Annotated in this window: 13 protein-coding genes; 8 read left to right on the top strand and 5 right to left on the bottom strand. The window is 72.6% G+C overall.

Going from position 1 to position 14430, the window contains the following annotated elements:
* Positions 1 to 13 precede the first annotated feature (13 nt).
* Both WMF29_RS25740 and WMF29_RS25735 read left to right on the top strand, forming a co-directional pair.
* Positions 14 to 871: a serine/threonine protein kinase gene (locus tag WMF29_RS25740; RefSeq protein WP_437322790.1), complete on the top strand. Its 858-nt coding sequence runs from the start codon at positions 14 to 16 to the stop codon at positions 869 to 871.
* 48 nt (positions 872 to 919) lie between these two features.
* Complete coding sequence (locus WMF29_RS25735) at positions 920 to 2035, top strand: pyridoxal-phosphate-dependent aminotransferase family protein (RefSeq protein WP_437322789.1); 1116 nt, start codon at positions 920 to 922, stop codon at positions 2033 to 2035.
* A 39-nt stretch (positions 2036 to 2074) separates the two neighbouring features.
* Here WMF29_RS25735 and WMF29_RS25730 read toward each other — a convergent pair whose 3' ends face one another.
* Positions 2075 to 2683, bottom strand: coding sequence for an FKBP-type peptidyl-prolyl cis-trans isomerase (locus tag WMF29_RS25730; protein WP_276596374.1), 609 nt, complete (start codon positions 2681 to 2683; stop codon positions 2075 to 2077).
* Between the two features lie 121 nt (positions 2684 to 2804).
* Here WMF29_RS25730 and WMF29_RS25725 point away from each other — a divergent pair, with 121 nt between their 5' ends.
* From WMF29_RS25725 to WMF29_RS25705, 5 genes are all read left to right on the top strand, one after another.
* Positions 2805 to 4652 (top strand): hypothetical protein, encoded by a 1848-nt coding sequence (locus WMF29_RS25725; RefSeq protein ID WP_437322788.1) that lies wholly within the window; start codon positions 2805 to 2807, stop codon positions 4650 to 4652.
* A gap of 15 nt (positions 4653 to 4667) precedes the next feature.
* Positions 4668 to 5717 (top strand): matrixin family metalloprotease, encoded by a 1050-nt coding sequence (locus tag WMF29_RS25720; RefSeq protein ID WP_437322787.1) that lies wholly within the window; start codon positions 4668 to 4670, stop codon positions 5715 to 5717.
* A complete protein-coding gene (locus tag WMF29_RS25715; RefSeq protein ID WP_437322786.1) occupies positions 5656 to 6960 on the top strand; it encodes a hypothetical protein in 1305 nt (434 codons plus the stop codon). Before WMF29_RS25720 ends, WMF29_RS25715 begins: the two co-directional genes overlap by 62 nt.
* A gap of 375 nt (positions 6961 to 7335) precedes the next feature.
* A complete protein-coding gene (locus tag WMF29_RS25710) occupies positions 7336 to 7968 on the top strand; it encodes a TetR/AcrR family transcriptional regulator (RefSeq protein WP_437322785.1) in 633 nt (210 codons plus the stop codon).
* Positions 7965 to 8909 carry an alpha/beta fold hydrolase gene (locus WMF29_RS25705; protein WP_437322784.1) on the top strand — a complete coding sequence of 315 codons (945 nt, stop codon included), beginning with the start codon at positions 7965 to 7967 and terminating at the stop codon, positions 8907 to 8909. Before WMF29_RS25710 ends, WMF29_RS25705 begins: the two co-directional genes overlap by 4 nt.
* Before the next feature lie 32 nt (positions 8910 to 8941).
* On the opposite strand, the gene WMF29_RS25700 is transcribed toward WMF29_RS25705, so the two are convergent.
* The 3 genes from WMF29_RS25700 to WMF29_RS25690 are packed head-to-tail and all read right to left on the bottom strand — an operon-like array spanning position 8942 to position 11624.
* Positions 8942 to 9871, bottom strand: coding sequence for an aldo/keto reductase (locus WMF29_RS25700; protein WP_437322783.1), 930 nt, complete (start codon positions 9869 to 9871; stop codon positions 8942 to 8944).
* A gap of 57 nt (positions 9872 to 9928) precedes the next feature.
* Positions 9929 to 10762 carry an ABC transporter permease gene (locus tag WMF29_RS25695; protein WP_437322782.1) on the bottom strand — a complete coding sequence of 278 codons (834 nt, stop codon included), beginning with the start codon at positions 10760 to 10762 and terminating at the stop codon, positions 9929 to 9931.
* A complete protein-coding gene (locus tag WMF29_RS25690) occupies positions 10755 to 11624 on the bottom strand; it encodes an ABC transporter ATP-binding protein (protein ID WP_437322781.1) in 870 nt (289 codons plus the stop codon). Before WMF29_RS25690 ends, WMF29_RS25695 begins: the two co-directional genes overlap by 8 nt.
* A gap of 400 nt (positions 11625 to 12024) precedes the next feature.
* Here WMF29_RS25690 and WMF29_RS25685 point away from each other — a divergent pair, with 400 nt between their 5' ends.
* Positions 12025 to 13251, top strand: coding sequence for a PAS domain S-box protein (locus WMF29_RS25685; RefSeq protein ID WP_437322780.1), 1227 nt, complete (start codon positions 12025 to 12027; stop codon positions 13249 to 13251).
* Positions 13252 to 13327: 76 nt separating this feature from the next.
* On the opposite strand, the gene WMF29_RS25680 is transcribed toward WMF29_RS25685, so the two are convergent.
* Positions 13328 to 14236 carry a LysR substrate-binding domain-containing protein gene (locus WMF29_RS25680; RefSeq protein WP_437322779.1) on the bottom strand — a complete coding sequence of 303 codons (909 nt, stop codon included), beginning with the start codon at positions 14234 to 14236 and terminating at the stop codon, positions 13328 to 13330.
* Positions 14237 to 14430 lie beyond the last annotated feature (194 nt).

The following is a 14430-nucleotide window of genomic DNA, read 5'->3' as shown; positions in this document are numbered from 1 at the left end:
CGATGGCCTCGCCGTGACCTGGTCCTCCACTGGCAGTTTCCTGATCCCGTTTCCGGTGCCGGGCTCAGCGCTGACCTCCACCCGGGGGACGTACGTGATCGGGGCGCTCATCGGCGACGGGCAGTATGGCTCGGTGTACGAGTGCAGCGGGCCGTTCGATCAGGTGTACGCCCTGAAGATGCTGCGGCCGGCGAACAAGCCCTACCAGGTCGTCAAGGAAGAGTGGTCGCGCGAGATGCTCCGCCTGGAGAGCTTCCGCCACCCGAACATCGTCTATATCCACGACGCGTTCGAGGTGAACTACCTGTTCTACCTGGCGCTCGAGCGGTGCGACACGAGCCTCCGGGCGCTGCTCGGCGCCCCGTTCCAGCCGCCGCTGCTCCTGGAGCTCTCGCGCCAGCTGCTGATGACGCTGCAGTACCTGCACGACAACGGCGTCGTGCACGCCGACCTGCACGCGGGCAACGTGCTCATCTCGCAGCTCGACCACAGGCCGCTCGTCAAGCTCACCGACTTCGGCGTGGCGCACCAGCTCGACGGCGTCACCCGCTGGTTCCGCCCGCAGGTCGCGAACCCGAAGATCCTCGTGCCGGAGCTCGTGACGGCGGGCTACACGACGACGCAGAGCGACCTCTACCAGCTCGGCCTGCTCATGTACCAGATGCACACCGGGCAACCGGCCATCGACGTGAACGTCGCCTACGAGGAGATCACGCGGCAGATCGCCGAGGGCACCCCCCGGCAGAAGGCCGAGGCGCTCTGCACGCCGCTCAGCCAGGTGATCGCCAAGCTGCTGCGCCGCCGCGACGCCTACCGCTACCACTCCGCGCGCGATGTCTGGGACGATCTGCGCCAGCTCCGCTGGGCGTAGCGCAATCTCCGCTGCGTCCCGCGCGCGTTCCGGGCTAGATCTCGCGGCATGATCGCCGCCGCAACGCCACGCGTCGTCTCGCTCACGCCCGCGGTCTTCCACCTGCCGGACGCGGTGAACCAGGTCTCCCGCACCTACGGGGAGAGCCCGATAGTCCCGCGTGGCCCCCGGCTCCGGCCGCTGCTCGACAGGGCCCGGCACGGCATCGTCGAGGCCCTCGGCGCGCCCAGCTACGAGGCCATCCTGCTCACGGGCTCGGGATCGACCTCCATGGCCGCCGTGCTCGGCTCCTGCTTGCGGCGCGACGAGCGGCTCCTCGTCGTCCGGAACGGCGCCTACGGCGACCGGATCTTCGAGTACGCCGCCATGCTCGGCCAGCCGGCGGTCGACATGTGCCTGCCCTACGGCGAGAGGCCGGACCTCGCGAAGATCGAGGCCATCCTGGCGGCGGACCAGGTCGACGCGGTGGCCATGGTCTACGGGGGCACGTCGACGTGCACGTTGAACCCCTTGCCCGAGGTCGGCGCGCTCGCCCGGAAGTACGGCAAGAAGCTCCTCGTCGACGGCATCAGCGCGCTCTTCGTCGAGCCGCTGGCCCTCGAGGGCTCAGGCATCGCCGCCGTCATGGGCTCGTGCAACAAGGGCCTCCACAGCCACCCCAACCTGACGGTGGCGCTGGTCCGCAAGGACCTGCTCGCCGAGATGGAGCGGATCCCCGCCCGCGTCCCGAGCCTGGAGCTCCACAAGATGTGGCGCGCCCAGCAGGGCGGCGCGCACCCGTACACGATCGATCCGATGAGCCTCTGCCAGGTGATCGCGGCGCTGGATCACCTCGCCGCGACCGGCGGCGTCGCCGGGCGTCACGCCGTGTACCAGGCGCGCTGCGCGATCCTGCGCCCCGGCTACGAGCGCCTCGGGCTGACGATCGCGCGCTGGGAGAACATGCCGCTCCAGTCGATCGGGACGGCGCTGCACATCCCGGCCGGGCGGACGTATGACGAGATGGCGAGCCGGCTCGCCAGCGAGCCGGTCGATGGGCACGTGTTCGAGATCTACGCGGCCCAGGGGAAGCTCTCGGACCGGCTGTTCCGGATCTTCCACATGGGCGAGTACCCGCTCGAGGCCTACGAGATCTTCCTCAAGGCGCTCGCGCGCGTCGTCTGAGCGCGGCGCCCGCGGCTCACTTCGCGCGGCGCCCGCGGCTCACTTCGCCTCCTTGGGCGCCTCCTTCTTCTCGGCCGGCGCCGCGGGCTTGTTGCCCTTGGCCGCCTTGTCGCCCGCGGGCTTGGCCGCCTTGTCGGCCGTGGTCTTCCCGGCCTTGTCCTCCCCGGCCGCGTCCTTCGCCGCGTCGCCGACCCCGAGCAGCTCGATGTCGAAGACCAGCGTCGCCTTGGCCGGGATCTTCGGCGGGCTGCCCGCGTCGCCGTACGCGAGGCGGGAGGGGATCGTGAGCTTGCGCTTGCCGCCCACCTTCATCCCGGCCACGCCCTGGTCCCAGCCCTTGATGACCTCCGACGCGCCGAGCGTGAACTCGAACGGCTCGCGGCCGACGGAGGAGTCGAACTCGGCGTTGTTCTTCAGCAGGCGCCCCGTGTAGTGGACGCGGACTTTGTCGCCGTCCTTCGCCTCCGGGCCGGTGCCCACGACGGTGTCTTCCTTGATGAGATCGGCGGGCTCCGGCTCGGCGGGCTTCACCGCCGGCACGGCGCTGCCCGGCGGCAGATCCGGCTCGGGGACCTTCTCCTCGCAGCCCGCGACCGGGCCGAGGAGGACAGCGCAGGAGATGGCGATGACGATCTGGAGAGGCTTCATGGCGCCACGTATTACGCACCCGGCGCGGGGCGATCAACGGTCACCCGACGCGCCCGGGGCCTCCCAGCCGTCCGGGTTTCCGTTGCAGCGCTCCGGCCCGCGCGGTTAGGGTGCGGCCACCTTGGCTCGCGCGTTCTCCGTCGCTGCCCTGGCGATCGCCGAGGGGGGCGCCAATGCCGTTGGCGCGGTGCGCTTCACCTGCGCCGAGGCGGAGCTCGAGGTCGAGCTGGTCCGCGTCGCCGGCTACGCCGAGGGGTTCGCCCTGGGCGCCGTGGCGGCGCCGGTCCGCTTCGGGGTGCCTTACACCGCGATCCGCGGCCTCTTCCGGCGCGGCAAGGCGCTCTGCGTGGCGCTCGATCCGTCCGCGTGCTCGCCGCACAACTGCTTCGTCCTCGCGCGCTTCGAGGGCGATCTGCCCGGCGTGCCCGGCGTGACCTCGCCGGCGGCGATGGAGGCCATGGAGAGCGCCTACCGCGCGCGCCTCAACGCCCGCATGGCGAGCTGGATCGCGCCGGCGCCGCTCGGCGTGCTCGCGGCCGCTCTGTCCCCCGACTATCTCGCGAGCGGCCCGCTCGGGACCGCGTCGCTCGCGTGCCTCGTCGCGCTCGCGACCTGGCTCGCGCTGCGCTTCGTCGCGCGCCTCGCGACCTGGGGAGGGCCGCCCTCGGACCGCCTGCGCGACGCGCTGGTGGCGGAGATGTCGAGCCGCATGGGCTTCGCGTCGGAGCGGCTCGCGGCCTCATCCCCCGGCTCGCCGGCTGCGCCCGTGTTCGCGCCCCGCCCGACGCCGCTCGGCGAGCGGCCGGGGCGCGAACAGAGGCGCGGCGTCGAGGAGGGGATCGACGCGCTCCCGCTCCGGGCCCGCGTGCTCGTGCCCGCGGCGCTCGCGGTGATCGGCATCGTGGCGACGATGGCGTTCGTGCAGCGGTTCGCGGCGCCCCGCGATCAGCCGCCGGCCGAGCGACAGGCGGCGCGCGGCGTCGGGCAGGTGACCCGCGGAGCCACCGCCGCGCTCCTCGCGAGCGAGGTCCGGGAGCGCGCCGAGCCGTCGTTCCCGCACTGCCTCTGCGATCGCGCCGACTCGCCGCTCTGGCGGGCGGGGGTGCCGATCCTCAGCCTGCTCGGATCGACAGGGCCGGACGACGGCGCCGGGGTGATCGCGCCGATCCTGCGGCAGGAACGCGCGGACGACGACGCGGAGAGCGAGGCCGGCGCGGGGCAGGGCGACGCGGCCGGGGAGCCGGGCGACGCCGGGGCGGACCCGGGCGACGCGGGCCGGGACGGCGGCGCGACGCGGCCGGCGCGCGGCCGCTACGACTTCGAGCTCGCGGTCGTGAACAACAGCGGCGCGCCCGTCAGCGACTTCCGCGTGCTGCTCACGTTCGCGCGGCGCGATCGCCGCGGGGAGCGCGCCGGCATCACCGAGCGCGGGCTGTTCTGGGAAGGCGCGCTCGGGCCGGGGCGCGCGGTGAAGTGGCACGTCGAGGCGCCCGGTACGGAGGTGAAGATCGAGCCGGGCGTGACGGGCATGCTCGACGGCGAGACCGGCGTGGCGTCGCCCGACGCCTTCTTCCAGCTCACGCGCGCGCGCTACCGCGTGGTGCGCATTCACGCGGCGATGATGCTCGCCTGGCTCCGCGACCCGCGCGCCCGCGACGCGCTCGTGTCGCTCCTGCCCGCCGCGCCCGCGGAGGAGGCGATGCTCGGCCGGATCCGGCGCGCGACGGCCGATGTCATCCCGTGCTCTGCCGCGGTCGTCGAGGGGCGGCTTCGCGCGTGCCTCTTCAACGGCGGCGTGAATCCGGTGCGCGGCGTCACGCTGCGCGAGGTCGCGGCAGGCGAGGGCAGCGCGCCGCGCTCCTGGCCCGTCGCGGCGACCTTGCCGGTGCACGAGGGGGTGGAGGTGACGCTGCCCCTCGAGGGGAGCGCGGCGCCCGAGGAGCTCGAGGTGGTCCCGCAGGACCGATGAGCCGATGATGGGGGGATGAAGAGAGGCTTCAGGGCTGCGGTCGCCCTGGGCACCCCGCTCGCCGCCGCGCTGTCGCTGCTCGCGGGGGCCCGCGAGGCCGTCGCGTGGGCGCCGCTCGATCTCGAGGTCGTCCCCCGCTGGCGCGAGCTGCCGGTCGGCTACCGCATCAACGGGGGGACGATCCCGGGGCCGCTCTCCAGCTTCGCTGCCGCCAGCATCGAGGCCGGCTTCGCGGCGTGGTCGAGCCCCGGATGCACGGCGTGGGAGACCGAGCTCCTCGGCGACACGGACGACGGCTACGACTTCGACGACGGAAAGAGCGTGTTCCTCTGGATCAGCGACAGCTGGCCTGGCGAGCTCGGGCAAGCCGGCTCGGTCATCGCGGTCACGATGCCGGTCTGGGATCCCGACGGCGTCATCGGCGAGGCCGACATGATCTTCAACAACGTCGGCTTCTGCTGGGACGACACGGGCGAAGGCGACTGCATCGATGTGCGGTCGATCGCGACGCACGAAGAGGGGCACTTCCTTGGCCTCGGCCACACGAACGTGCGCGGCGCGACGATGCTGGGGTTCTACCCGGGCGGCACGTCGGCGCGGACGATCGAGGACGACGACATCGAAGGGGTCTGCGCGCTCTACCCGATCGCCGGGACGGGCGCCGCGAGCTCGGGCGGCGGCGGCTTCGGCGCGGGCGCGACGGCGACCTCGGGCGCATCGGGCGGCGCGGCGTCGGGGAGCGAGGACGGGCCGAAGAGCGGCAATGTGGACGAGGTCGAGGGCGACGCCGGCTGCTCCTGTTCGGGCGCTGGCCAGCCGCCGAGCGCTCCCGGCGCCCTGCCGATGACGGCGCTCGGCGCGCTGCTGGCCCTCTGGCGCAGGCGGCAGCGCCAGACCCTGCGCGAGCGGCAGCAATCGGGCCGGGCAGGAGGGCGGGCCGCCCGCGTTGTCGCGCGGACGGGTGCGCTTTACAACCCAGCGCAGCCGGGGCAAACGTGCCGCCATGCCCGAGCCGAGCACCGCAGCGTTCGAGGCGGAGGTCGCGTGTGCCCTCCGCTCCCTTGAGGCCGAAAGCACCGTACCCGCCCTCGATCCGCTCGGCGATCCGGCCGGGGCGGCGTGCGCGCTCTCGGCGGAGGGCGCCGGTGCGCCGCTGATCCTCCGGGTGGCGCCCGAGCTTGGCGCGCTGCGGCGGGAGCAGGATACGGGCTTCGGCCCGGCGCCGCGGGACCCCGTGTGGCTCCGGATCGAGCGCGGCGCGAGCGTCGTCCGGCTCGCGCCGCTGAGGCTCGCGGGCGCCCGCCACGCGCGGCCCCAGGCAGGCGGCGGGGAGGCCAGCGCGGGCGCGGCCGGGGAGGGGACGGCCGAGCCTCGCGACGCGGTGGGCGTCCAGGTGATCTCGGAGCGGCGCCCGTGCTGCGGCGCACCCACGTGCGCGCGCGAGCGGACCTACGTCGCCGCCTGGCTCGCGCTCGCCGGGCCCGCGCGCGCCACGGAGGCGCGGCGCCTGCTCGTCGCCGAGGCGCAAGATCTCGAGGCCGAGCGGGCGGAGGCGCTCGTCGAGGCTGTGGCGGCGCCGCTCGCGGCCGCGCTGGGCGTCCCGCTGGAGACGGCGCGGGGGACCGAGCCGCCCGGCGCCATTGCGCCGCGGCCCCTCCCGGAGCCTGCGCCGACGCCGCTGCCGGCCGCCGCGCTGTCGCGGTTCGCGATCCGGAGCGAGGGCGAGCTCCTCGTCTTGCGGGACCACGCGAGCCACGGCCCGCGCAGCTCCGCGGCCCGCAACGCGCTCATCGGGGCCGCGCTGCTGCTCGCCGCGCTCGCGCTCTGGATCCAGGTCATGCGGAGCGTCTCCGCGGGGGACAGCGGCATCGCCATCGGCGTCGGCAGCGCCGCCGCGCTGCTCTCGCTCGCGGGCTACGCCTTCCTGGGCGTTGCCAGGTTCTCGTCCCGTTATGCGGCGCGCTCCGCCCCGGTCGTGTCGTTCGGCCCGGGCCGCTTCGTCGTCGCCCCCTGGGTGAGCCGCACCGGCGCGATCGACCTGCGTCCCGAGGGCCGGCTCGGGGCGGCCATCTCCGCCGGGGAGGTCCGCGACATCCGCGTGCTCCCGCGCGGCGACCGCTTCGCGGTCGAGATCGACACCGACCACGGGCCCATCGACGCCCTCCTCACCGAGCGCGAGGACGTCGCGCGCTACTGGCGGGACGCGATGGATCGCGCCGTCGCCTCGGTGCGCCACGCCGGCGGCCCCTCCGCCAAGCAGCGGCTCCGGGCGCGCGCCCAGGCGCAGCAGGCCTCCGCGGCGGGCTGAGCCTTACCGGCGATCGCCGCCTGCAAGGGGCGTACGCAAAAAGATGTCCCGCACGGGACCGATCGAGTGTCGTAGGGGCGGACGCTCTCAACCTCGGGCGCCCTGAACCTCGGTCGCAACCTCGGTCGGACGCCGGACGCCCCTCAACCTGGGTCGGACGCCGGACGGACGCCCTGAACCTCAGACGCCCTGAACCGTCGTCGGACGCACCGGACGTACGACGACGCCCACGACGCCCTCAACCTCGGTCGGGCACCCCACCCTGTCGGGCACCCTCACCCTCGCCCTCAACCTGGGTCGGACGCCCACCATTGCGCGCTGGACTCATCAATTCCCCCTTGTGCGTTGCTTCTTTTTATATAATGAACTCGTTCAGTGAACGCGTTCACTAAAAAACCCGGCCGGCGCGATGCCCAGAAGGACGCGACGCGCGCCCGGATCCTCGAGGCCGCGCGCGACCACTTCGAGCGCCACGGTTTCGAGGCCGCAAACGTCCGCGCCATCGCCGCGGACGCCGGCGTGGCCGCCGGCACGGTCCTCCTCCACTTCGCCGACAAGCGCGACCTGCTCCACGCCGCGCTGTTCGACGACCTCGCCGCCACCGCGGCCGAGGCCATCCTCGACGACGAGCCCGGCCCCCTCGAGCAGCGGCTCCACCGCCTCGGGGCCGCCTTCTTCGCGTACTACGCCCGCCGGCCGGCCCTCTCGAAGACGCTGCTCCGCGACGCGCTGTTCGCCGACCCGCCTTGGCAGGCCCGCTTCACCGAGCAGGTCGCCGCCGTGCACGGCCGCGTCGTCGAGCTCTTCAACGCCGCCCGCGCGCAGGGAGAGGTCGCCGACGACGCCGACCCCGCGCTCTTCGGCGTCGCCTTCTTCTCCTTCTACTACTTCGCGCTGATCGCCTGGGCCCAGGGCGCGCACCCGTCGCCCATCGCCCTGCTCGATCGGCTCGTCGCTCAGCACCTCTGCGGCCTCCGCCCCGCAGCCAACGTCAGGAGGGCTCGATGACGTCATCCATCATGTTCCGCAGTCCAGAGGCGCGCGCGCGCATCGCGGCGTGGTTCGACAGGTTCCACGAGAAGCTCCCGGTCCCGGCCCGATCGCGCGAGGTCTCGACCCGCTTCGGCGCCACGCACGTCCTCGTCGCCGGCCCCGAGGACGCCCCGCCGCTCGTCTGCCTGCACGGCGCGCTCGCCAGCTCCGCGCACCTCATGCCCGAGCTCGGCCCGCTCCTCGCGCGCTACCGCGTCCACGTCGTCGACGTCATCGGCCAGTCCGTCAAGAGCGCCGACGTCCGCCTGCCGATCGACGGGCCCGCCTACGCCGAGTGGCTCACCGACGTCCTCGACGCGCTCGGCCTCGCGCGCACCCACCTCCTCGGCGTGAGCTGGGGCGGCTTCGCGGCCCTGCGCATGGCCCAGGCCGCGCCCGCCCGCATCGACCGGCTCGTCCTGATCGTGCCGGCGGCCCTGGTGTCGGGCTCGGCGTGGCAAGGCCTCACCCGCATCGCGATCCCGATGGCCCTCTACCGCGCCTTCCCCTCGGAAGAGCGCCTCGCGCGCCTCGTCTCCGGGCTGTTCTCCACGCACGACGACATGTGGTGCTCCTACTTCGGCGACGCCGTGCGCAGCTACCGGCTCGATTTCCGCCCGCCCCCGCTCGCAACGCCTGCGTCCCTCGCCGGGTTCACGCGGCCCGCGCTCGTGTTCGGCGCCGACGACGACGTCAGCTTCCCCGGCGCGAAGCTGCTCGCGCGCGCGAAGGAGCTCCTGCCGCGCGCCGAGACCGAGCTGCTCGAGGGGTGCCGCCACTCGCCCCCCACCGACGACGCCTTCCGCGCGCGGCTCTGCGAGCGGATCTCGCGCTTCCTCGGGAGCGACGCCGCGCGTGAGCCCGCCGACGTCGCGCCGCCCCCCGCGCCGCCCGGGCTCGCCGCACCGGTCGCGTGACCCGGCGCCGCGCTCCCGCCCGCGAGCGCCCCTCAGTGCCCCGACACGTCGTCGACCTGCGCGAACGCCTGGATGAGGCGCTCGCGCGTCCGCGCCGACAGCGGCGGCGCCTCGATCGATCGCACGTTCTCCAGGAGGTGCTCCACGCTGCTCGTCCCCGACAGGATCACGTGCGCCCCGGGCTCGTCCCTGCAGAAGCGGTACGCCGCGTCCGGCAGCGACGAAGCGCCCTCTCCTTCCAGGAGCCGGTCCAGCCCCCCGTCGCCGAGCTCGGGTGACACCTTGCCCCGCGCCGCCAGGTCGGCGAGCAGCTCCCGCAGCCGCTCGGGCCGGCTCAGCGCGCGCCGGACCGCGAACATGATCAGCGTCCCGATGTCCTTCGCCCGCGTCAGCGGGAACACCCGCGCCCGCGCCGCCTGGTTCAGAAGGTTGAACCCGACCATCACGACGTCCCACACATCGTCGAGGAGCGCCTGCTCGAGCATCGCGTGCGTCGGATCGGCGGCGAACGCCTCCGTGATGCCGAGGAAGCGGATCTTGCCCTGCTCGCGCAGGCGCAGCAGCACGGGCACGATCCGCTCGCGCAGATCGGCGTACTGGTGGGGCAGCACCCCGTGCAGATGGTAGACGTCGACGTGATCCGTGCCGAGCCGCTCGAGGCTCGCATGCAGCGACGACACCACGTCTTCCTGCCGGAGCGGCGCCTCGAGGCGCGTCGTCTTCTTCGTCGAGAGCACCACGCTGGCGCGCGGCACCTCGCGGAGCGCCTTCCCGACGAGCCCCTCGGTCCCGTACGCCTCCGCCGTGTCGATGAAGCTCACGCCGCGCTCGATGGCCGCACGGACGAGCCGGAGCGACTCGGCCTCCGCGATGCGCCCTGACCCGAGCCGGCTGTCGCCGCCCGCGCCCAGGCCGAGCACGCTGACCTCGAGGCCGGTCCGGCCCAGGATGATTCGATTCACGGTCGTCCTCTCCCTCGATGAACGGTGACCTTCATGGAGCCCACGCCGGGCGCGGGCTCACTCCTTCGGGGCGACCTTCCACGACGTGAACCGCCGCTCGACGCGCATGAGCAGGTGATTGAACGTCAGCCCGAGCGCCGTGATCGTCAAGATGCCGACATACATGCTCGGGATCTGGAAATTGTATTGCGCGTAGATGATCAGGTATCCGAGCCCCGCCTTGGCCCCGATCATCTCCGCCGCCACGAGGACGAGCAGCGAGTACGCGCCCGCCAGGCGGATACCCACGAAGATCGTCGGGACGGCGGCCGGCAGGATGACCTTGCGGAACAGCTGGAGCGGCGACAGCCCCATCGTGCGCGCCGACTTGATGAGCAGCGGATCGACCCCCCGCACCCCGCTGATCGTGTTGAGCAGGATCGGCCAGGTGCACGAGTAGATGACGAGCGCGACCTTCGAGGCCTCCCCGATCCCGAGCAGCAGCAGGAACACCGGCAGGAGCGCGAGCGCCGCCGTGTTGCGCAGCACCTCGAGCAGCGGATTGAGCGCGTCCGCCACGCCCTTGTACCACCCGATCGCGAGCCCGAGCGGCACGCCCACCGAGATCGCGAGCGTGAAGCCGACGAGAGAGCGCGACAGGCTCGCCTTGATATGGCTCAGGAGCTGCCCGTTCTGGAGGAGCTGCCACCCGGTCCCCAGCACCTCGGACAGCGGCGGCAGGAACGCCGCCTCCACGAGGCCCACCCGCGGCGCCGTCTCCCACAGCGCCGCGACCGCGAGGAGGATCCCCGAGCGCGCGACGGCGCGGCCGAACCACCGCGCCGCGTCGCCCACGAGCTGCCCTTGCTGCGACTCCTCGGGCAGCGGAATCGATTGCTCCAGGCTAGCCATTGACCGCCACCACGCCCGCCACGGGGCGGCTCTCCGCCGCGCGCTTCTGCCGCTTGCTCCGCTCCTGCTCCTCGGCCTTCAGCACCTCCTCGCGCAGCAGCGTCCAGATCTCGTGCCGCAGCCTGCCGAACTCCGGAGTCGACCGCGCGTCCTCATAACCCCGGATCTCCTCCGGGATATCGATGACCCGCTTCACCCGGCCGGGCCGGGACGTCATGATCGCGACCCGCTGCCCGAGGAACACCGCCTCGTCGATGCTGTGCGTGATGAACAGGATCGTCTTGCGCGACTTCTCCCAGATCCGGAGCAGCTCGGCCTGCAGCGACTCGCGCGTCTGGGCGTCCAGCGCCGCGAACGGCTCGTCCATCATCAGCACCTCCGGGTCGTAGGCGAGGCTCCTCGCGATGGCGACCCGCTGCTTCATGCCGCCCGACAGCTCGTGCGGATACCGATCCTCGAAGCCGGAGAGGCTGACCAGATCCAGGTAATCCTGGGCGATCTCCTTGCGCCGGCTCTCCGGGATGCCCTTGGCCTCGAGCCCGAACTCGACGTTCTCGCGCGCCGTCCGCCACGGGAACAGCGCGTACTGCTGGAACACGATCCCTCGATCGAGGGCCGGGCCCGTGATCGGCTTGCCGTCGAGCAGGAGCTTGCCGCTGGATGGCTTCGACAGGCCGCCGAGCAGATCGATGAGCGTCGACTTGCCGCACCCGCTCGGCCCGACGAGGACCATCAGCTCGCCGGCCCTCACGTCGAGGTTGAGGTCCTCGATGGCCGTGAACCGCGCGCCCTCCTTGGTCCCGGCCGGCCCCTTGACGGCGAATGTCTTGCTCACGTTGTGGAACTGGATCTTGTTGCTCATGGCTCCTCCTGCTCCCGAACCTCGACGAGGGTGGGCCCCTTCACGGACCGCCCTTCCAAAACGGGTCGAACTCGCTGGTGTACGGCTCGTCAAATCCCGCCATCCGGTGCGCACCGTCGCACCGCCATGAGGCCCATTCAGGCGCGGTCGTGGAGCGCCATCCTCGACCGTTCCGGTGGCGTTGAGCACGCCGCGTACCAAGTGTGAGCCGGCTCCGCAGACGCAAATCCGCTATAACAGATGGCGGCCTGCTGCTGGAGCAGCAGGCGCTTGCTCGAGGAGTGTTGCTACAGCAACAGTGGATCCGTCCTTACGAACCAGGGCGGTCTGCGGACGGTCCGATGGGGACGCATGGCAGTTATTTCGACGAGCGGGGAACGCCCGGGGTAAATTTCCACCGATGACCGCCGCCACCACTTCATGGGGAGAAGTCGACGCTGAGAAACTCGCGGGCAAACGCGCACGCCTCTTCGAGCGGGCGCCGGTCGCGATCGTCCAGTACGGCAAGGAGCTCACGATCGAGGACTGGAACGGCGCGGCCGAGCGCCTGCTCGGCCACGCGCGGAACGAGGCGCTCGGCCAGCGCGTGGACGAGCTCCTGCCGGCGTCCGGCAACCCCGACGCGTGGCGGCGGCTCCTGGCGGAGGACGGGGCGGCCCCCCGGGTGTGGAGCCACGTCAGGAAGGGCGGCGCCGCGGTGAGCGTCGAGTGGCACCACGAGCGCATCCTCGACGAGCACGGAGAGGTCGTCGGCGTCGGCGTGTTCGGGCAGGACGTGACGGAGCGGATCGAGCAGACCCGCCGCCACCATCAGAGAGAGGTGATCCTGCAGGCCATCACGCAGTCGCTCCCGATCATCGTCTGGGCCATCGACCGCGAGGGGAACTTCACGTGCCACGAGGGCAAGGCGCTCGAGGGCATCGGGCTCCAGCAGGGCGCGCACATCGGCAAGAACTTGTTCGACCTCTACGCGAGCAACCCGCACGGGTGCGAGATGGTGCGGCGGGCGCTCGCGGGCGAAGCGAGCCACTCGGAGTCCCTGACGCACGGGGTGTACTGGGACAACTGGGAGATCCCCATGCGCGACGATCAGGGCGAGGTGTCCTCGGTCGTCGGCTTCACCCTCGATGTCAGCAAGCCAAAGAACACCGAGCAGGAGCTCCGGGCCAGGCTGGAGCTCATCGAGCGGCAACAGCGGGTCATCCGCGATCTGTCGACTCCCATCATCCAGGTGTGGGAGGGCGTGCTGACCCTGCCGATGATCGGCGTGCTCGACAGCGCCAGGACAGCGGAGGTGATGGATACCCTGCTCGAGGCGATCGTCCGCACGGGCTCGCGCTTCGCCATCCTCGATCTCACCGGCGTCGAGCTGGTCGACACGAAGACCGCGAGCTACCTCCTCGATCTCGTCGGCGCGATCCGGCTGCTCGGCGCCGAGGGCATCGTCACGGGCATCCGGTCGAACGTCGCCCAGACCATCGTCAGCCTCGGGCTCGATCTGGCCAACATCACCACCCTCGGGAACCTCCGGGCGGCGCTCCAGTACTGCATCCGTCAGATGAGCAAGGAGCGCGCGGCCGGCGCGGCGCACGCCTCGCACCAGGGCGCTGCTCCGCGGCCCGCGTGACAGCGCCGCGCGGACGACCGCTCCGGCGCGGCGCTCCCTCGGCCTCCCCGCGATCCCTCACGATCGCCGCGCTGGCTCAGGGCTTCGCCGTCCCCGCTGCCCCCATGGCCTTTGCCAGCGCATCGACGACGACGCGGACCGCGGCGCGCGCGGGCGCCGCATAGACCGCGAAGCTGGCGCGCTGCGAGGCGCCGTACTCCGGCAGCACGCGCCGCAGCGCGCCGCTCTCTAGCTGATCCTGGACGACGTAGTCGGGGAGGTTCGCCAGGCCGAGGCCGGCGACCGCGGCGTCGCGCAGCGTGATCGTGTCGCTGGTGCGGAACGTGCCGCTCACCGGGACGACGCGCTCGCCCTCGGGGCCCACGAGCGTCCACCGGGCGACAGGCTCGAGGTTGAGCGTGATGCAGTCGTGGGCGGCCAGGTCCTCGAGGCAGCGCGGCGTCCCGTGGCGCCGCAGGTACCGCGGGCTCGCGCAGAGCACGCGCAGGTCGTCGGCGAGCCGCCGCGCGACGAGCGAAGCAGGGGAGATCTCGGCGGCCAGGCGCACCGCCACGTCGACGCGCTCGGCCACCAGATCGACGATGCGGTCGGTGAGGTCGAGATCGATGCGGAGCTCCGGGTACCTCGCGCGACAGGCCAGCACCGCGGGCGCGACGCGGATCGAGCCGAGGACGGTGGGCGCCGAGATGCGCAGCGTCCCGCGCGGCGTCCCGTCGAGATCGGCGACCGCCCGCCGCGCCTCCTCGATGTCCGAGAGGATCCGGTCTGCGCGCTCGGCGTACAGGTTCCCCGCCTCCGTGAGGCTCACGCGGCGCGTGGTGCGCCGGAGGAGCTGCGCGCCGAGGCGCTCCTCCAGCCGCGCGACCTGCTTGCTGACCGACGACGACGTGAGCCCGAGCGCCCTCGCCGCCGCCGAGAAGCTCTGCCGCCGCGCGACCTCGAGGAACGCCCTCATCTCGTCCAGATGACCGCCCAGCGGATCCATCCCATTCGTTCCTTCCGCGACGCAATCCTCGTCGGCCGACCAGGATTATCACGCGCCTGCTCCAGATCTAGTTTCCTGGAGGACGGGGCGATCGCCTCGCCGTGAAGGAGGATCCATGCTCACCCAGGCTCGCGGGCACACGGGCGTCGCGCTGCTGCTCTTCATCCTGGCCGCCGCGCTGGTCGGAGATCGAC

The organism is Sorangium sp. So ce381 (assembly GCF_051473845.1).
Taxonomy (GTDB): domain Bacteria; phylum Myxococcota_A; class Polyangia; order Polyangiales; family Polyangiaceae; genus Sorangium; species Sorangium atrum.
Note: the sequence above shows the minus strand (reverse complement) of the source record. Positions and strands in the feature narration are given on the sequence as shown.